The organism is Actinomadura napierensis, from assembly GCF_039529375.1.
Classification (GTDB): Bacteria; Actinomycetota; Actinomycetes; order Streptosporangiales; family Streptosporangiaceae; genus Spirillospora; species Spirillospora napierensis.
The window spans coordinates 36,195-53,301 of record NZ_BAAAMR010000062.1 but is presented as its reverse complement, the minus strand read 5'-3'; the positions used below and the strand labels follow the sequence as shown (position 1 = coordinate 53,301).

Annotated in this window: 17 protein-coding genes and 1 pseudogene; 9 read left to right on the top strand and 9 right to left on the bottom strand. The window is 70.2% G+C overall.

All coding sequences use genetic code 11. The features are described from left to right. Positions 1-20: 20 nt before the first annotated feature. The 3 genes and pseudogenes from ABD296_RS30000 to ABD296_RS50690 all read left to right on the top strand — a co-directional run bounded on the left by ABD296_RS30000 (position 21) and on the right by ABD296_RS50690 (position 1,935). A complete protein-coding gene (locus ABD296_RS30000) occupies positions 21-470 on the top strand; it encodes an alanine racemase C-terminal domain-containing protein (RefSeq protein ID WP_344274580.1) in 450 nt (149 codons plus the stop codon). Further along, a complete protein-coding gene (locus ABD296_RS29995) occupies positions 467-1,450 on the top strand; it encodes a D-alanine--D-alanine ligase family protein (protein WP_344274536.1) in 984 nt (327 codons plus the stop codon). Before ABD296_RS30000 ends, ABD296_RS29995 begins: the two co-directional genes overlap by 4 nt. A 4-nt stretch (positions 1,451-1,454) precedes the next feature. Further along, positions 1,455-1,935: pseudogene (locus tag ABD296_RS50690) on the top strand (DUF6069 family protein). Between the two features lie 31 nt (positions 1,936-1,966). Here ABD296_RS50690 and ABD296_RS29985 read toward each other — a convergent pair. Next, on the bottom strand, positions 1,967-2,650 hold the full coding sequence (locus ABD296_RS29985; RefSeq protein ID WP_344274532.1) for a TioE family transcriptional regulator: 684 nt from the start codon (positions 2,648-2,650) through the stop codon (positions 1,967-1,969). Positions 2,651-2,740: 90 nt separating this feature from the next. Between ABD296_RS29985 and ABD296_RS29980 the strand changes: the two genes are divergently transcribed. Next, the gene (locus ABD296_RS29980) at positions 2,741-3,916 is read left to right on the top strand and encodes an erythromycin esterase family protein (RefSeq protein ID WP_344274530.1); all 1,176 of its coding nucleotides are present in this window, start codon (positions 2,741-2,743) and stop codon (positions 3,914-3,916) included. A 188-nt stretch (positions 3,917-4,104) separates the two neighbouring features. Here the strand turns inward: ABD296_RS29980 and ABD296_RS29975 are convergent, their stop codons facing one another. After that, positions 4,105-4,824, bottom strand: coding sequence for a TetR/AcrR family transcriptional regulator (locus ABD296_RS29975; RefSeq protein WP_344274528.1), 720 nt, complete (start codon positions 4,822-4,824; stop codon positions 4,105-4,107). Between the two features lie 53 nt (positions 4,825-4,877). Between ABD296_RS29975 and ABD296_RS29970 the strand changes: the two genes are divergently transcribed. Beyond that, positions 4,878-6,323: a DHA2 family efflux MFS transporter permease subunit gene (locus ABD296_RS29970; protein ID WP_344274526.1), complete on the top strand. Its 1,446-nt coding sequence runs from the start codon at positions 4,878-4,880 to the stop codon at positions 6,321-6,323. Between the two features lie 37 nt (positions 6,324-6,360). On the opposite strand, the gene ABD296_RS29965 is transcribed toward ABD296_RS29970, so the two are convergent. Next, positions 6,361-6,630, bottom strand: a complete 270-nt coding sequence (locus ABD296_RS29965; RefSeq protein ID WP_344274523.1) for a helix-turn-helix domain-containing protein — start codon at positions 6,628-6,630, stop codon at positions 6,361-6,363. 87 nt (positions 6,631-6,717) lie between these two features. Between ABD296_RS29965 and map the strand changes: the two genes are divergently transcribed. After that, positions 6,718-7,512 (top strand): type I methionyl aminopeptidase, encoded by a 795-nt coding sequence (gene map / locus ABD296_RS29960; protein WP_344274520.1) that lies wholly within the window; start codon positions 6,718-6,720, stop codon positions 7,510-7,512. A gap of 89 nt (positions 7,513-7,601) precedes the next feature. On the opposite strand, the gene ABD296_RS29955 is transcribed toward map, so the two are convergent. Then, positions 7,602-8,294: a TetR/AcrR family transcriptional regulator C-terminal domain-containing protein gene (locus ABD296_RS29955; protein ID WP_344274517.1), complete on the bottom strand. Its 693-nt coding sequence runs from the start codon at positions 8,292-8,294 to the stop codon at positions 7,602-7,604. Between the two features lie 53 nt (positions 8,295-8,347). On the opposite strand from ABD296_RS29955, the gene ABD296_RS29950 reads away from it, so the two are divergent. Next, entirely contained in the window at positions 8,348-9,472 is a 1,125-nt protein-coding gene (locus ABD296_RS29950) for an FAD-dependent oxidoreductase (protein ID WP_344274515.1), read from the top strand. A gap of 153 nt (positions 9,473-9,625) precedes the next feature. On the opposite strand, the gene ABD296_RS29945 is transcribed toward ABD296_RS29950, so the two are convergent. From ABD296_RS29945 to ABD296_RS29930, 4 genes are all read right to left on the bottom strand, one after another. Continuing rightward, on the bottom strand, positions 9,626-11,092 hold the full coding sequence (locus tag ABD296_RS29945) for an MFS transporter (protein WP_344274512.1): 1,467 nt from the start codon (positions 11,090-11,092) through the stop codon (positions 9,626-9,628). 11 nt (positions 11,093-11,103) lie between these two features. After that, positions 11,104-11,238 carry a hypothetical protein gene (locus ABD296_RS29940; RefSeq protein WP_344274509.1) on the bottom strand — a complete coding sequence of 45 codons (135 nt, stop codon included), beginning with the start codon at positions 11,236-11,238 and terminating at the stop codon, positions 11,104-11,106. Between the two features lie 123 nt (positions 11,239-11,361). Continuing rightward, positions 11,362-11,865 (bottom strand): hypothetical protein, encoded by a 504-nt coding sequence (locus ABD296_RS29935; RefSeq protein ID WP_344274506.1) that lies wholly within the window; start codon positions 11,863-11,865, stop codon positions 11,362-11,364. A gap of 318 nt (positions 11,866-12,183) precedes the next feature. Continuing rightward, positions 12,184-13,233 carry a LacI family DNA-binding transcriptional regulator gene (locus ABD296_RS29930; RefSeq protein WP_344274503.1) on the bottom strand — a complete coding sequence of 350 codons (1,050 nt, stop codon included), beginning with the start codon at positions 13,231-13,233 and terminating at the stop codon, positions 12,184-12,186. A gap of 70 nt (positions 13,234-13,303) precedes the next feature. Here ABD296_RS29930 and ABD296_RS29925 point away from each other — a divergent pair, with 70 nt between their 5' ends. After that, positions 13,304-14,542 (top strand): MFS transporter, encoded by a 1,239-nt coding sequence (locus ABD296_RS29925; RefSeq protein WP_344274500.1) that lies wholly within the window; start codon positions 13,304-13,306, stop codon positions 14,540-14,542. Between the two features lie 366 nt (positions 14,543-14,908). Then, positions 14,909-15,448: a DUF1062 domain-containing protein gene (locus ABD296_RS29920; RefSeq protein WP_344274497.1), complete on the top strand. Its 540-nt coding sequence runs from the start codon at positions 14,909-14,911 to the stop codon at positions 15,446-15,448. A gap of 200 nt (positions 15,449-15,648) precedes the next feature. On the opposite strand, the gene ABD296_RS29915 is transcribed toward ABD296_RS29920, so the two are convergent. Next, a complete protein-coding gene (locus tag ABD296_RS29915; RefSeq protein WP_344274494.1) occupies positions 15,649-16,950 on the bottom strand; it encodes a coiled-coil domain-containing protein in 1,302 nt (433 codons plus the stop codon). Positions 16,951-17,107 lie beyond the last annotated feature (157 nt).

Here is a 17,107-nt window from a genome sequence, read left to right as displayed (position 1 = left end):
ACCCGGCGACACATTTCGATATGGTCCGCGTCGGGGCGGGACTGGTCGGCATCGATCCCTCCGGAACCGTGAAGATGCACGGCGCGTCCCGTCTGACCGCACCGATCGTGCACACAGCGGCGGTTGAGGCCCGCACGCCGGTCGGTTACGACGGCACTTATGTCACCGATCGCGCCACCCATCTGAGCGTCCTTCCTATCGGTTATGCCGACGGGATCCCGCGAGAGTTCTCGTCCCAGGCCGGCGTCGAGATCTGCGGGCGCCGTTTCCCGGTCGTCGGACGGGTCTCGATGGACCAGATCGTGATCGATACCGGTGCCGAGTCGTTCTCCGTTGGCACGTCCGCGACCGTTTTCGGCCCGGACGGGGGTGCGGTCCCGGCCGTCCAGGACTGGGCTCGTTGGGCCGGGACCATTCCGCACACCATCGTTACCGGCATCGGGCCGCGCGTGAAAAGGAGCACCGCATGACACAGCGAATCGTTGTGATCGGCGGCGGGGAAAACGCCGAGTACGACGTCTCTCTGGCCACGGCCACAGCGGTCGCAAAGGCGCTGCGTTCCAGCGGATTCGACGTGGACGAGCTGACCATCGACCGCGACGGGATATGGAGGAGAGGAGCGGACGCGCTCGGGTCACAGGCCATCGGTTCCTTGGCCGCGGCACTGGGCGTCATTGAACGTGCCGACGTCGTCTTTCCCGCAGTACACGGCCCGTCCGGCGAGGATGGGACCCTCGCGGCCTTGTGCGCCCTCACCCACACGCCGATGGTCGGCTCAGGACTGCGCGCCGGAGCGCTCGGCATGGACAAATGGGCGACCAAGCTCGTGGCGGAGGCCCTCGGGATCCGCACCGCTCCCGGCCGGTTGGTGGCGGCGTCAGAGATCGCCGATGTCGAATTCGAGAAGGTTGCGGTGGTGAAGCCGGTCTCGGCCGGGTCGAGTTTCGGTGTTGCCCTGGCACGCGACGCCTCCGAGCTACACGACGCGCTGCGCAGTGCGGCGCGATTCGACGACCGGATCCTGGTCGAGGACGTCGTCCCGGGCCGGGAGATCGATGTGGCCGTCCTGCGGGAGGCCGACGGCCGTCGATGGGCGTCGCCACCACTGGAGATCCACACCACCGGCCTGTTCGACACTCGGTCGAAGTACGACGGTTCAGCACGGTTCGGCGTGCCCGCCGACATCGGCGACAGAGACCGGTCAGCCCTCACCGGGGCGGCGCTGCGGATGTTCGACGCGCTCGGCTGCGCCGGTGTCGCCCGCATCGACTTCTTCCTCACCGACCACGGGCCCGTCCTCAACGAGGTCAACACCATGCCGGGGATGACGGCCGAGTCCCAGGTGCCGAGAATGTTCGCCGCAGCCGGCCTGTCCTACGAGCAACTGGTCGCGCGCCTGGTCGATGCTGCCACCGTGCCCGGACCCACACCCAGGGCTCTGAGCGTGTGAAGCCATGACCCCGATCGGGCCGCCAGGTCTGCCCTTGCGAACACCTCGCCCGGCACGCCGACGAAGGAAAGCGCATGAACAACGTCAGCCACACCGCCGCTCCGTCCGCAACCACGATCTCGCGTCACGCCGTCCCGCTGTGGCGCACCGGCGGGCTCGCCGCCGCCCTGGCCACCACCGCCATCGCCGCCATCGCCCGAAGCGCGGGGTGTCCCTGGAGATCGACGGCGAACCGATCCCGCTGCTCGGCTTCACCCAACTGACGCTGGCGTGCGCCGCGATCGGCATCGTGCTGGCCGCAGCGCTGCGACGCTGGGCCGCGTCCCCCAGGCGCGTTCGTGGCGGTGACCGCCGCTCTCACGGTGCTGTCCGCCGTGCCTGACCTCGTCATCTCTGCGGCGCCGTCGACCAGGGCCGTCCTCATGGGCGCCCACCTCGTGGCCGCGGCGATCGTCGTACCGCTCGTACCCGTCTGCACCCGCTGACACCGCAGCCGTCAGCGGACGTGACTCGGCCTCAGGGCTCGCGGGCGCGAAGGTACGCGTCCAGGTCGGCGGCGCCCTTCAGCATGGCGCGGCCTCGGGCGGACAGGCGGCCCTGCCAGTCGCGCAGGGTCGACTCCAGCGGGGCGACGCCTCCGGCGGAGCGGACCTGGGCGATCAGCGGGGCGATCTGTTCCAGCAGGTAGCCGCCCCGCCTGAGCTGGTGAGCGAGCCGGACGTCCCGCACGTCGGCTGCGCTGTAGACCCGGTAGCCCGTCTGCGGGTCGCGGCGCGGCCGCACCAGCCCGGCGCTCTCCCACTTGCGCAGGGTGGCAGGGCGGATGCCGAGCCGCTTGGCCAGCGGGCCGATGAACGTGTCGCCGCGCTCCTGCGGCACGGGCGCCAGATCGCGGAGCGCGGCTTCGACGGCCTGGAGGGTGCGGCGGTCGTCGAGGAGCTGGCCGTGGCTCTCGTCGATGAGCCGCAGCGCGTCCTCGGTGGCACCGCGGTTGACCGCCTGCATGATCGACGTGGCCGTCCGGTGGCCGTGCCCGGGCACGAGTGCGAGGAACGCGCGCAGGGCCAGCGCGTGCAGCGCCGTGTAGGTGCGGTAGCCGTGGACGGTGCGTTCGGCGGCGGGCAGGATGCCGGCGTCCTCGTAGTTCCTGATCGCCTGGGTCGACAGACGGTGCTCGCGCGCCAGGTCCACTGGCCTCATGGATGCATCACCGATTGAAGGTCCATCGCGCTGAGAGAGAGGATTTCCGCGAAAAGTTTACACCGAGGGTTCAACGATAGCGTTTAAGGTATGGAAATCATGGACACGGCCCGCGCGCTCAATGGCGCGGGCGTCTCGGCGTTCCTCCGGTCGCTTCCCGCCAAGCCCCTTCTGCTCGGTTTGGGCGAGGCCCGGCACTTCGTCGGGGAGCTCGGTGAATTGCGCAACGAGATGTTCCGGCATCTGGTCGAGCACGAGGGTTACCGGTCGTTCGCCATCGAGAGCGACTGCCTCAGGGGCCTGGTGGTGGACGACTACATCGCGACGGGCACGGGCTCACTCGATGACGTCATGGAACGCGGCTTCAGCCACAACTTCGGCACCTTCCCGGCCAACCGCGAACTCGTGCGCTGGATACGCGCGTACAACGAGGAGCATCACGAAAGGCTCCGGTTCTACGGGTTCGACGGCCCGCTGGAGTATTGGGCCGAGAGCCCGCGCCAGGCGCTCACCGCCCTCTACGCCCTTCTCGACGGCCCGCTCCCCCGCACTGTCGTCACCAGCGAAACCTTGGACACGCTGCTCGGCCCGGACGGCCGCTGGTCGAACGAGGCCACGGCCATGGACCCGTCCCAGTCGATCGGCCGGTCCCCCGCCGCGCAGCGGCTGCGACTGATCGCCGACGACCTGGTGGCACTGCTCGACATGCAGGTGCCGCAACTGAGTGCGGAGGACGCGGAGCGGGCGGCACTGTACGGGCGCACGGCCGTCGGCCTGCTCCGCTACCACTACTGGATGGCCGACACGTCCCCGGCACGGTGGACCCGGCTGTCGGCCCTGCGCGACGCGATGATGGCCGACAACCTGCAGGCCATCGCCGAGCAGGGCCCCGCCCTGGTCTTCGCCTCCAATCTCCACCTGCAGCGGAACAAGAGCGTCATGCCGTTCGGCGACCAGCAGCTGGAGTGGTGGAGCGCGGGCGCGATCGCCGGAAAGTACCTGGGCGACCGGTACGCTTTCCTTGCCTCAGCTTTCGGCACGGCCGGCGACGACGTCCCTCCCCCGGACACCGTCGAGGGCGTCCTGTCCACGCTCCCGTGGGACCGCTCACTCATCGACGCCCGCCGCCTGGCCGAGGCCATCACGAAGCCCGTCCCGCGCACCTCCCGCGATTTCGCCTATTTCCCGCTGGACCCGGCCCACCTCGACACGATCGACGGCGTCGTCTTCCTCAAGCAGGCCGTCAGACTGGGAAAGCTGGGTTGACCGGCGGGTGCGCGTCAGGCTGGGCGTGACACGCACCCGCTGCCGGAGCCGAAGTGGCGGGACGGCACGCAGACTGCTGTGCCGCACCGTCAGCTCGTTGCCGCCCAGACTGTGATCACGTTGTGAGGCCGAGGACAGCCAGGGAACACACCCGGGGCGCCCGCCGCCCGCCTGCTTCTACGGGAGGTCTACTCGGGCTGTCGGGTGAGGCTGTCGAGCATCAGGTTGAGGGTGAAGTCGAACCGCTGGTGCTCGGTTCCGGAGGTCAGTTCGGCGGCGTGGCTTCTGGTGTGGGGGAACTGGTCAGCGGGCAGGGTGCCGAGGCGGTGCAGGAGTTCGTCACGGCTGAGGACCCACTCCTGATCCCGGTCGGTCTTTCGCGCGTGGACCAGGGAGATCTCCAGGGTGTAGGCGGCGACGTAGAGGGACAGGGCGTCCAGCGCCCAGGCCGCGGTCTGGGGTTCCACTCCGCCGGCGAGCAGGATCGCCAGGATCGCCTCGCTCACCCGCAGGGTCTCCAGGTTGGTGGGGACGGTGGCCAGCGCCGCGCGGGAGATGCCGGGGTAGCGCAGGTACTGGTCGCGGATCTGGCCGTACACCTGCAGGATCTGTTCGCGCCACCGGTCCGGGTCGGGTTCGGGGAGCACGAGCTCGGAGCTGAGCCGTCCGATGATCAGGTCGTCGATGTCGGCCTTGTTGACCACGTGCGCGTACAGCGAGGACGGGCTGGTGCCCAGCTCGCCGGTGATCGCGCGGATCGTCAGCGCGTCATAGCCCTGGGTCGCGACCACGTGCAGCGCCGCGTCGATGATGCGGTCGACGGTGAGCGGTGCACGGCGCGGCTGGGCCGGGGCGGTGCCGGGCTGCAGGTGCCGGGCCGCCCGGCGTGCTTTCGGATCTCGGGGCATGCCCTCATCCTACGCTTTGACATGAACTAAGTTCGCCACATAGAACTAAGTTCATGTCAACTGAACAAAGTTCTCCAGCGCGGTCTCCCGCCGCAGAGTCCCTTGTCCTGCCGCTGCGCCGAGCCTGGCTCGTCCTCGCGGTCGTGGTCATCGCCGACATCATGGACGTGCTGGACTCGACCATCGCCAACCTCGCCGGGCCCTCGATCCGCGCCGATCTGGGCGGCGCCGACACTACGGTGCAGTGGGTGCTGGCCGCCTACACCGCGGCCTTCGCCCTCGGCCTGGTGACCTCAGGCCGGCTGGGCGACCTGGTCGGCCGCCGCCGCCTGTTCCTGGCCGGCATGGCCGGGTTCACCATCGCTTCGCTGGCGTGCGGCCTCGCGCCCGGTGTCGGGTTCCTGATCGGCGCCCGCGCCCTGCAGGGCCTGTGCGGAGCGGTGATGATCCCGCAGGGATTCGCCCTGGTGAAGATCGTCTTCCCGCCCGAGCACCTGCGCCGGGCCCTCATCCCGTTCGGCCCGATCATGGGCCTGGCCACGGTGGCCGGGCCGATCCTGGCCGGCTGGCTGCTGCACCTGGACCTGTTCGGCGGCCAGTGGCGCTCGATCTTCCTGATCAACGTCCCGATCGGCGTCGCCGCCGCGGCCCTGGGCGCGTGCTTCCTGCCCCGCAATGCCGGCGAGGACGCCTCCACCCGTCTGGACCTGCGCGGCGTCGGCCTCCTCACCCTGGCCTCAGCGCTGCTGATCATCCCCCTGGTGCAGGGCCGCGAACTCGGCTGGCCGCTCTGGACCTACGCCATGATGGCCGCCTCGGTCCCGGTGCTCGCTCTGTTCGCGGTCTCCGAACGCCGCGGCGCCCACCCAGTGATCACCCCGTCGCTGCTGCGCAAGCGCAGCTTCGTCGTCGGCCTGGTCATCGTCTGCGGCTTCTACTCCGCGCTCACCGGATTCCAACTCGCCCTCAACCTGATGCTCCAACTCGGCGCGCACTGGACGCCCCTGCACACCGGCCTCACCCTGATTCCCTGGGCCCTGGGCAGCGCCATCGCCGTCGGCCTCGCCGGGGCCTTCCTCGCCGAGCGACTCGGACGCGCCACCCTGCACCTCGGCCTCGGCATCGCCGCCGCCGGCCTGACCGCACTCGGCTGGACCATCGCCCACGCCCAGGACTCGCTGACCTCCTGGACCCTCGCGCCCGCCCTGCTGATCACCGGCTTCGGCTCCGGCCTGGTCTTCATCCCCGTCTTCGACTACGTCCTCGGCGACGCCGCCACCGAGGAGGTCGGAACCGGATCAGGCATGCTCAACGCCGTCCAGCAGTTCGCCAACGCCACCGGCGCCGCCGCTCTCGGCACCGTCTTCTTCGCCCAGGCCGGGCATGGCGGCTTCTATGACGCCGGTGAACTCATCACCGCGCTCGCCGCCGCCCTCTACGTGGTCACCTTCCTCCTGGTCGGCCTCCTGCCCAAACACGCCCAGCAGGCAAACGCCTGAGAGGCCGGTGTCCTCCGGGATTCGCCGGGAACGGCGCCTAAGAGACGGCTTCCAGCGGCAGGTCGTTGCCGCGCCACGTTGCCGCCAGCTTCTCGACCGGCACGTTGAGTGCCTCGCCGAGGCAGACGATCGTGCCGAATCCGGGGGACGGCAGTCGTCCGGTCTCGATCTTGCGCAGGGTCTCCGGCGAGATTCCGGCCGCGTGCGCGACCTCCGCCGGGTCGCGTCCCGCCCGCGCTTGGCGCAGCAGGGAACCGAGACGTCTGCCGGCTTCGATCTGCTCAGGTGTGAGCGGTTGGCGGACCATGCCCCCAGGATAGGGTTGGTATTACTATACCGGCAAGTGCTAGAGTCCAGGTATAGTTATACCAACCCCCTGTGACGCGAGGTATTCGTGATCGAGCTGAAGACGCCTGCGGAGATCGAACGCATGCATGTGACCGGGCGTTTCGTCGCCGAGGTGCTCTCGGAGGTCGGCCGGCTCGCCGACGTGGGCGTCAACCTGCTGGACCTGGAGCACCACGTCCGCGGCATGATCAAACGGCGCGGGGCGGAGTCGTGCTACTGGGACTACGCGCCGTCCTTCGGACACGGCCCGTTCCGCAACGTCATCTGCCTGTCCGTCAACGACGCCGTCCTGCACGGCCTCCCCCACGACTACACGCTGCGCGACGGAGACGTGCTCAGCGCGGACCTCGCGGTCAGCATCGATGGCTGGGTGGCCGATTCGGCGCGGACGGTCGTCGTCGGCACCGCCGCCGAGGAGGACCTGCGGATCATCCGCGCCACCGAGGAGGCGTTGGAAGCGGCGATCGAGATGGCACGTCCGGGCAACCGCCTGGGTGACATCTCGGCGGCCATCTGGGCGGTGGCCCGCGACTACGGCTATCCGGTCAACACCGAGTTCGGCGGCCACGGCATCGGCCGCACCATGCACGAGGACCTCCACGTTCCCAACAAGGGCCGGGCGGGCCGCGGCCTGAAGCTCCTGCCGGGGCTGACCCTCGCGCTCGAACCCTGGTTCGCGCGTACGACCGACCGGATCGTCTACGACGCCGACGGCTGGACCATCCGGTCGGCCGACGGCTCGCGCACGGCCCACTCCGAGCACACGGTCGCCATCACCGAGGACGCCCCCATGGTGCTCACCCGGCGTGAAGCCGAGACCCTAGCGACGCAGGCGCCGTAAAGATCAACGCAGCAGGGGCCAAGAGGTGCGGTGCGGCGGCCGCGGCGGTGGAGAGGCCGAGCGGCGTCGCCACCCGGAAATCCTGAGCGTCACGCCGGCGGCCGGGCGAGTTTGGCGGCCACGGCGTCCAGGACCCAGTCCAGGCCGGTCGTGAACGACGTCTCGGCGTCCACCTCCGTGCCGTCGTACACGAACTTGGCCAGCGCCGGGAAGCGGCCCGTGTCCAGCATCCTGCTCAGATGCGGGCCGGAGGCGCGCTGCCAGTCGCGCTTGGACAGGCCGGTGGCGCGCTCGGCCCGCAGGTTCGCGATCTCGCGCCTGACCGCGCCGGTGAGGTAGGCGCTGACGGTCTCCACGGCGCGCTGGACGGTGTCGAGATCGGCGAGGCCGTCGAGGGCGGCCAGCGTGGACTCGGCCACCGCGAGGGCGTTCGGGCCCAGCGTCGGACGGCCGCCGAGCAGGTCGGCCAGCCATGGGTGACGGAGGGCGGCCTGCCTGGTGCGGTGGGCGCGAATCTGCAGCGCCTCCCGCCAGTCACCCGGCTGCTCCTCGGGAAGGATCTCGGCATACACCTCGTCCACCATGAGGTCGAACAGCTCCTCCTTGGTGGAGATGTATCCGTACAGCCGCATCGGGCCGACGTCCAGCCGGGCGGCGACCTTGCGCAACGACACCGCCTCCAGCCCGCCCTCGTCGGCCAGCGCGATGGCTGCGGCCACGATTCGCGCCCGGTCGAGCGGAGCGGGGCGCGTCGGCGGCTCCGGTCGGTCCCACACAGTCATGGTCACACCGTACTGTTGCGATACACCGTAATAGCAAAATACAGTGTATCGACATGAGACACCGTATCGCCGTGGTCGGGAGCGGCCCCGCCGGCCTGACGTTCGCCCGCGTCCTGCACCGCCACGATCACCCCGTCACCATCCTCGAACGCGATCCCTCCCCCGACGCCCGTCCCCCGGGCGGCACGCTGGACCTGCGCGAAGGGCTGGGCCAGCTCGCGCTGAGGAAGGCGGGGCTGCTGGCGGAGTTCCAGGCGCTGTCGCGTCCCGAGGGGCAGGCCATGCGCATCCTGGACGCGGACGGGACCGTCCTGCGCGACTGGCCGCCCCGTCCGGACGACCGGGCCAATCCCGAGATCGACCGCGGGCAGCTCCGTGACCTGCTGCGCGGCCCCCTGGACGTTCAGTGGGGGCGGGCCGTGACCAAGGTGGTGCCGGGGACACGGGACGGCGTGCTGGTCCATTTCGCGGACGGGCGACAGGAGACGTTCGACCTCGTGATCGGCGCGGACGGTGCCTGGTCCCGGGTCCGCCCGGCGGTCTCGTCCGCGACGCCGGACTACACCGGCGTCACCGCGGTCGAGACCTCCCTGGACGACGTCGACACCCGCCACCCCGACCTCGCCCGGCTGGTCGGCGACGGTTCCGTGGCGGTGTACGGCGTGAACCGCGCCCTCGTCGCCCAGCGCAACAGCGGCGGACACGTCAAGGTGTACGCCCAGTTCCGCGCGCCACTGGACTGGCACGCCAACCTGGACCTGGACGACGTCGAGGCCGTGCGATCAAGCCTGCTGGCCCTGTTCGACGGCTGGGCCGCTCCCGTCCTCGACCTTCTCCGCCACGGCACCGCCTTCATCCACCGCCCCCTCTACGTCCTGCCCGTGGCCCACACCTGGGCGCACGTCCCCGGGGTGACGCTATTGGGCGACGCCGCCCACCTGATGCCCCCCTTGGGAGCGGGCGCGAACCTCGCGATGCTGGAAGGCGCCGAACTCGCCGAGTCCATCGCCGCCGTCACCGGCCCCGAAGATCTGGACAAGGCCGTCCGCGCCTTCGAGGAACAGATGTGGACACGGGCCGGCAGGTGGGCGAAGATCACGACGGCCGGCCTGGAACGCCTCGTGAGCTCGGACCCCGCCGAAGCCCTCGCCCTCTTCGACGACGTCCAGCCATCCTGACGGTCGAGCAGCACTAACGGCCCGCAACGGCTTAGCGGGACAGCCCAGACGTAACGCGAACTGGACCGCCGCCACCGCTCACGGACCCGGCGCGGCGGCGACGCCGCGACTCTGAAACAGATCGATGGAGCGGGGCCACAGAGCGGGCCGGCTTCACCTCGGAACGCCGTCGCTGACCTCGCCTCGGGCGGCGGGCGCCGCGCCCTTCCGCCGGCCGCCGGCAGGCCTGGCACCGCGCAGGCCGAAGGCCGAGATCGCCGCCCCCAGCAGCACCATGACCACCGGGATGACGAGCGCGGTGCGATAGGCGTCCAGTACCGCGTCCGGTGAGCCATCGGCGCCCGCCGCGGCCATTCCGTACACCGCGGTCACCGCGGAGATCCCGACCGCCGAGCCGAACTGGGTGAACGTGTACAGCAGCCCGCCGGCCAAGCCCTGCTCCTCCTTGGCCACGCTGCCGGTCGCCGCGATGGTGAGCGGGCCGTAGGCGAGGGCGAAGGCCGTGCCCGTAATGATCAAGGTCGGGAACATCGCCGCGTACGACCAGTCCATCCCGACCGGCAGGAAGAGCACGAAGGCCACGATCGCCAGCAGGAAGCCGCCGAAGATCACCCGGCCGTTGCCGTAGCGGCTCACCAGGCGCGGAGCGAGGGTGGGCGCCAGCACGGCGTCGCAGCCCATGACGATCAGCGCGATCGCCGTCTGCAGGGAGGACCAGCCGCGCAGCTCCTGCAGGTACAGCGTGACGATGAACTGGAAGCCGAAGAACGCGCCCAGAAACAGCAACGCGCCGAGGTGGGCCCGCACCATCGCGGCCTTGCGGAAGATCCCCAGCCGGACGAGCGGCGCTTCGGCGCGCCGTTCGATCACCACGAACACCGCCACCAGCGCCAGCCCGCCGGCGAGCGCGCCGGCGGTCAGCCCGAGCCCGTCGCCGCCGTGCTCGAGCCGGACGATGCCGTAGGCGAACAGCAGCATCGCGGCGGCGGCGCTGGCCGCGCCGACCAGGTCGTAGCCGCGCCGTGCGGGCTCAGGGCGGGCCTCGGCCGGCACCAGCCTGAGCGCCGCGAGCAGGATGGCGCCGGTCAGGAACACCGGGGCGAAGAACACCCAGCGCCAGCCGAGTTCCGTCAGCAGGCCGCCGATGACGAGACCCATCGAGAAGCCCCCGGCGCCCACGCCGGCGAAGACCAGCAGAGCCTTGTCCCGCTGCGGCCCCTCCGGATACGAGGTCGTGATGATCGACATCGCGGCGGGGGTCATGAAGGCGGACGCCACACCGGTCACGAACCGGGCCACGACCAGCATCCAGCCGTCGACCGCGAAGCCGCCCAGCATGGAGAAGACCAGGAAGACGCCCAGCCAGGTGAGGAACATCCGCCGCCTGCCCAGCAGATCGGCGGCGCGACCGCCGAGCAGGGTGAAACCGGCGTACCCGAGCACGTACCCGCTCATCACCCACGCCGCGGTGCCGGTGTTCAAGCCGAGGTCGGCGCGGATGGTGGGGACGGCCACGGCCAGCATGGCGACGTCGCTGCCCTCAAGGAAGATCGTCCCGCACAGGACGAGCAGCAGGGCCCAGCCTCGTCCGCTCTTGGGGGCCGCGGGAATGGTGGACACGGATGCGCCCCTCACCCGTAGAGTCGCTCGGTCACTTCCGGTTCATCGGTAACGGACGCCGTCCGCCGCGCGAGCTGCACCAGCGCGGCCACGCCGCCCATGCCCGCACGTCGAACCGTCCATCCCGGAGTCTCCACAAGCGCCATGGCCGCGACCGTACCGAGCAGCAAGCAACCGCGGCCACACGTTTTGCCCGTACCCGAAGGGCCGGGCGGACGGCCAGCGCTTCTCCAGTTCGCTGAGTTTTGGTGCCCCGCTCGTGGCGCCGGCTAGGACGGAACCGCCTCCGGGACACGCTTGCGGACGACGTAGTGCCGCGCGGCGACGGTCATGACTGCGGCCACGGTGAGCCAGAGGGCCGCGACCATCCAGAGGTTCTCGCCCCCGATCAACGGAGAGAACAGTCCGGCGAAGAACATCCCGAGCGCCACCCGCAGGGTGGCGACCATCCCGGGCGTCGGGGCGCGCCGCACCAGCCGCCAGCCGCTCGCGATCGCCGTGAGCAGGCCGCTGGGCACCATCATCAACGCGAGGATCAGGACCCGCGTGCGCATGTCGGCCGGAGCGGCCTGTGTCCTCTGGGAGGCGCCGTTCGCCGAGATCTCGGTCAGCCGCCCACGCCACACGGTGCCGGTGACGTGGTCGCCCTTCTTCAGGTCGGTGAGGACCGGCTTGCGGTTGGCGTACTCCGTCTCCCACCTGCTCCCGTGCCCGTCGGTCAGGAACGCGCGGTCCACATCGCTCCGGCTGCTGGTCAGCCTGATATCCGACACGGTGAACGTCTGCGTCCACCGGCATTCAGCAGCCCCGGACGGAGGCGCCGCACACCGCGGCGCCGCCTGGTAGGCATGCAGATCGCGAACACCACCGGGCGCGATCCGCAGGCTGAGAAAGACCCCGAGTACCACCAGCGCGACCCCGACCACGAGCATGACCCCGGCGCCGGCCCTGCTGCGCAAGATCCCCCGGGTAGAGAGATACGACATGCCCGCATTGTCGTTGGGTGATCGCGTCGTGCGCGGACCGGGTCCCCTGTGAACAGGAGAATGAAGAGGGCCCCGCCTTCCTCGGTGGTGGAGCTTGTGGCTTTGTCATACACGGGTGCTGTCTCTGCGAACGATGGACCAAGGTGCGGTCTGGGAGTTCGGTTCGTGCCCGAGCGCGGCAAGCGCGCATGCCGCGCCCTGGTCGCGCAGTGATTGCGCGACCGTTGTCAGCCCGAGTTGTCGCGCCACTGCCGCGTCATCCCACCCGGTTACCGCCACGTCATCAGGGATGACACGGCCGGCGGCACGGGCCGCGCGGACGACTCCGGCCGCTTGCTGGTCGCTCATCGCGGCGATCGCATCGGGCGGCTCATCGAAGGCGAGCAGGGTCGCTGCGATTCGCTCGGCTTCGGCCGCGTCATTGCGTGCGCACACGGCGACGATCACGTCGTGCCAGGCGGTGCCGGTGTCCTCGGCCGCTTGCCGGTAGCCCTCCAGCCGCTCACGCGTCACCGGAAACCGAACAGCCGTGATGTCCGCACCGCCCTCGATCGTGCTGGTCCGATCTCGGGAAAGCGGAAAGCTCACCACCGCCGGACGTTGGGCGCCTGCGAACGCGAGAGAACCCACCGCGCGTGCCGCTGCGCGGTTGTCGATGCTCACCAGTCCCATCCCGTTGACCGCCGGCCCTCCGTGGACCACCGCAGGGCGCTTCATCGCCTGGACGGCCGCCAAGATCGGATCATCGTCGGACGTAGTCCAGACGATGAACCCGTCGACGGCGGCGTCGGTGACCCGCGGGACGTCAGCGGAACCCCCCGTGATCGGCAATATGGTCATGCCGTAACCGCGATCGGCGCAGACATCGGCGATCCCCGCGAGGAAGGACGTCGCCTCCGGGTCTTCGAACGCGTAACTCAGATGCTCGCCCATCACGACGCCGAGGGTTCGGGTGCTGCCGCGGCGCAACGACCGGGCACTCGGGTCGGGTCCGGGATAACCCAGTTCGGCCGCCGCGGCGAGCACCTTCGAACGGGCCTGGTCTGATACGCGGTTCGGCCGGTTGTAGGTGTAGGAGGCGGTCATCACCGACACGCCGGCCCGCTCGGCCACCTGCGCGAGAGTCACCCGCTCCGAGCCCGTCGACGATTCCATGAGGGTCAGCCTAGCGGCGTTGTGTATCGTTACACAGATGGGACGGACGTCTGTCGGCTCACCGCACCAAATGATCATTTCGACCGTCGTGGCGTTCGCTGCGTTCGGCTCGTTCTGGGGAGTGTGGGGCGCCTCCGTCCCGCGGGTTCAGCGCCAGGCCGACATAGGAGACGGCCAGTTGGGCCTTGCGCTGCTGTTCGTGGGCGCCGGCGCTCTTCCGGCGATGCTCCTCGTGGGCAGAGCGCTCGATCGATGGGGACTGACGGTCGCGGCCGTGGTCATCGCCGCTCTCGGCTGTGCCGGCGCCGGTATGGTGCTGACCGCGGTTAGCTTGGAGCGTTTGTGCGTAGGGCTGGCTTTCGTCGGGGCGACCAGCGGAGCGGCGGACGTGGCCATGAACGCAGTCGCCGGACGGGCCGAAAGGATCACCGGGCGGCCTGTCATCACCCGCGCGCACGGCGTTTTCTCCAGTCTGGTGGTCCTGGCGAGTCTTGCCACCGGGCTGGCGTCGGCCGCCTCCCTGCCTCTTGTGGTCCCGTTCGCGGGCGTCGCCGTTTTCTCTCTACTTGCCGGCGCCTCCCTGCTCAAGACGCTGCCCACGGGTGCTGCCGCTCAGAGGCACGAGCCCGTCCCGGCAGCGGATCCGGCGCCGTCGACCGGACGTGGGATCGGCCCATTCGTGCTCATCGGAGTGCTCGGCGCGCTGGGGTTCGCCAGCGAGAACGCGCACCAGAGTTGGAGCGCCGTCTTCGCCCACGACGAGCTTCATTCCGGTGCGGGGCTGAGCTCCGTCGCACCCGCTGCATTCGCCGGAACGGTCGCGATCACGCGGTTCTCCATCGGCGGCCTCAAAGCATCCCACTCTCGCACCGTTCTACTCGCCGGCGCGGCGGCCGCTGCGGCCGGAGCGGCCCTTATCGCCGCTGCACCCACGCTGCTCATCGCCGGCTTGGGCCTTACGGTGGCCGCTGCCGGGACCGCAGTGTTGTTCCCGACCCTGCTCGGGATCGTTTCGCGAAACGTCGACGAGTCCCGCCGTGGCCGCGCGACCTCGGTGGTCACGACCGTGTCCTACCTCGGGTTCCTCGTTGGTCCGGTCTACGTCGGAGTATGGGCTGATGCAGTGGGACTCCGCGGAGCCATGGTCGCGGTCGCGGCCCTCGCGGTCGCCCTGTTCGTCCTCACTCCAGCGCTGCTGCCTCTCAGCGGCTTTGGCGGTAGAGGCCGCAGCCATGCGAGCAAGGACGAAGTGGCACACCAGACTTCCCGGAGTGGATACGGAGCCGAGAAACCTGTGGACAGCCATTAGAGATACCTGCCGGCAACTTCGTCCGGGACCAGCCCACAGGCCGTACACGCTCGCCCGGCGCCCGACGACACCATCGCCTTCGCCACCAAGGGGTCCAGGCTGACGGAGTCGCGGTCGGAAAACCGTTTGAGCCTGCCTGCGCGTTCCAGTAGGTTGCCCGCGGCCCCGTCGCAGCGAGGACAGAGGACAGAACCGCGTGACCCCGCCTGCTCTTTAGACCTGACACCTTCTTCCGCTCACCTGTAGCCGACGCTCCCGTCGGCTCTGCCGGGCTGCCCATGCGCGCCCGGTCTTTCAGCGTTCGAGGCCGCGCGTAATCGGCCTCGTGTCAGGTCTAGAGGGCTCATGTCTTCACAACCTCATACCGTGCTGCCCTGGGTCGTTCGTCGGACCAGGCTGCCCCTGCTGTCGTTGCGGTGCGCGGTCTGCCGGTCGGAGTCGGCCTCCACCGGCGAGGGCAGGTTCCGCGTCAACGCCAACGGCAAGCTGCTGGACGTGTGGCTGCTGGTCCGCTGCGTATCCTGCGATCGGACGAGCAAGCTCACCGTGCACGAGCGGACGCCGGTCGGTTCCTTCGATCCGGCCGAGCTCCACGGCTACCGCGTCAACGACCCGCAACTGGTGGCGTCCAGGCTGCTGGATCCGCTGCTCGCCCGGCGCAACCGCTTCACCCTGGACTGGACGGGGGCATGGCGGCTGGACACCCCGTCGGCAGGCCTCGATGCGGCGTGGCCGATCCAGGTGGAGGTCGTCTTCGAGGACCCGGTGCCGGTGCGCCCTGATCGGCTCATCGCACGAGGGCTCGGCCTCAGCAGGAACGAGGTACTGCGCCGGATCAAGTGCGACATCCCGCTGCGCCGTCCGACGAGCGCCGGATTCACCTTCACCGTGATGGCCGACAACTAGCCGGGTGTGGTCGCGGCGGGCCACCCGGGGCCGCGACCACACCCCCCGACCCGACCGGATGGCACCACGCTGGTTGCGATCCAGGATGATCGCCTGGCGTAGAAAGCGTTCTGCATCGCCGTCTATCGCCGAGCAGCCCGCCAGTCCATCCGGCTTGCACTCGGAGGAGACACGCAGGGACGGCGGCGGTGTCGTTCAGTTCATGGTCGTGATGGCGGCCGTGGGTCATCCTCGGCGGTCAGGCGGTCAGGCACTGCTGAGGCTTCGGCGCGGGCGGCGCGTTCGCGTTGCGTGGCGGCTTCGGCGCGGGCGGCCGCCAGGTCGGTTTCGAGCCGGTCGCAGAGAGCCTGACGGGAGGCGAGCGCGCTTCGCGCGGTGGCTAGCTGCTGCGCGGTTTGCCTGGTCGCTTGGTCGGCGGTGGCCTGGAGCGCTTGCTGGCGGCGTTCGAGGGCCTCGGCGCGGGCGGCGGCCTCGCGTCCGTGCCGTATCGCCTCGTCGCGAGCCTGTTCGGCGGCCTCGGCCCTGGCCTGCTGGGTACGTGCCTCGCCGTGGGCGGCAGCCAGTGCCTCCCGGGCGGTCGCCAGTGCTGCCGTGCTGTCGGCCAGCTCATTCTGGAGGGTCTGCAATCGGTCTGCGTGGGCGCGGACGGTTGCCTCCAACCGGGCGCGTTCCTGCTCGTGGGCGTTGCGGATGTCGCGGAGTTCGGCGGCCTTGGCGTCGCGGGCGGCCTCGGCAGCGGCCTGAGCCTCGCGGGCGGCGTCGCGGGCGCTCTGGTGCGCGGCGATGGCCTCGGTGGTGTCGGCGCGGACCTGTTCCAGGTCCGCGCGGTCGCGGGCGGCGGTCTGCTCGGCGGCCCGCTGCGCGGTGCGGGCGGCTTCGGCGACGGTGACCGCTTGCTTGCGTGCCTTGTCGGCGGCCAGGGCGCGGGCTTCGGCATCGGCTTCGGCCTGTGCGGCCGCGGTCGCCTCGGCCTCGGCCCGCTGCACCCGGGACAGTGCTCCCTCTTGGGCCTTGGTGAGGAAGTCCTTCAGTTCGGTCAGCTGGTCTTGCAGGGCGCTGATGGCTGCGGGTACCTGCTGGGCGAGCGCCTCGGCCTGATGGAGCGGTTCGTCGACCGCGGCGGTGTCGGCGGCGCGACGGTCCCGGCTGGCCTGGTCGGCGTGGGCCTTGCTGCAGTACTTGGGGGGTCGGCCGCGGCCGCGCTCCGGTAGCGATTCGAAGCAGCCGGCCAAGGCGCACTCCCCCGCCGCCAGCGCCTCTGCCGCTACCTCTTCTTCCGCGGCTTCGCCGCGCGCAACCTCGGGTTCGTCCATCAGGTCGCCTTGCTGTGCGGGCGATCCGCCGACGGCCGAGGAGCCCGCCGGTGCGGCCGCGGTTGTGGCCGCCGATGCCCGCGGTGGGGTGGACGGGGCGGAGCCCGGTTCGCTGGCCGACTCTGCGGCCGCCGTGGTGGTCGCGGACTCGTCGGTGGCGTCGTTCGCGCTGCTCGTCTCGCTGCTCACTCGCCTCACTCTAGGCGAGATTCCGCTACGCGACACGCTTTATTGTTAACGCGACACGTGAAACGCGGAAGTCACGGCGGGTTGAGGCTCCGGGATAATGACGGTTATCCTGGTGTGCATGATCAACGAGGCGGGCCGGCACACGAGCGGCCTCACG

What these genes read in the sequence shown, in the direction of transcription:
- ABD296_RS29940 (WP_344274509.1), bottom strand. Translation starts at nt 11,238, where the DNA reads ATGGCGCTTGTGGAGACTCCGGGATGGACGGTTCGACGTGCGGGCATG.
- ABD296_RS29995 (WP_344274536.1), top strand. Translation starts at nt 467, where the DNA reads ATGACACAGCGAATCGTTGTGATCGGCGGCGGGGAAAACGCCGAGTAC.
- ABD296_RS29955 (WP_344274517.1), bottom strand. Translation starts at nt 8,294, where the DNA reads ATGACTGTGTGGGACCGACCGGAGCCGCCGACGCGCCCCGCTCCGCTC.
- ABD296_RS29985 (WP_344274532.1), bottom strand. Translation starts at nt 2,650, where the DNA reads ATGAGGCCAGTGGACCTGGCGCGCGAGCACCGTCTGTCGACCCAGGCG.
- ABD296_RS29950 (WP_344274515.1), top strand. Translation starts at nt 8,348, where the DNA reads ATGAGACACCGTATCGCCGTGGTCGGGAGCGGCCCCGCCGGCCTGACG.
- ABD296_RS29970 (WP_344274526.1), top strand. Translation starts at nt 4,878, where the DNA reads ATGTCAACTGAACAAAGTTCTCCAGCGCGGTCTCCCGCCGCAGAGTCC.
- ABD296_RS29965 (WP_344274523.1), bottom strand. Translation starts at nt 6,630, where the DNA reads ATGGTCCGCCAACCGCTCACACCTGAGCAGATCGAAGCCGGCAGACGT.
- ABD296_RS29975 (WP_344274528.1), bottom strand. Translation starts at nt 4,824, where the DNA reads ATGCCCCGAGATCCGAAAGCACGCCGGGCGGCCCGGCACCTGCAGCCC.
- ABD296_RS29925 (WP_344274500.1), top strand. Translation starts at nt 13,304, where the DNA reads ATGATCATTTCGACCGTCGTGGCGTTCGCTGCGTTCGGCTCGTTCTGG.
- ABD296_RS29930 (WP_344274503.1), bottom strand. Translation starts at nt 13,233, where the DNA reads ATGGAATCGTCGACGGGCTCGGAGCGGGTGACTCTCGCGCAGGTGGCC.
- ABD296_RS30000 (WP_344274580.1), top strand. Translation starts at nt 21, where the DNA reads ATGGTCCGCGTCGGGGCGGGACTGGTCGGCATCGATCCCTCCGGAACC.
- ABD296_RS29980 (WP_344274530.1), top strand. Translation starts at nt 2,741, where the DNA reads ATGGAAATCATGGACACGGCCCGCGCGCTCAATGGCGCGGGCGTCTCG.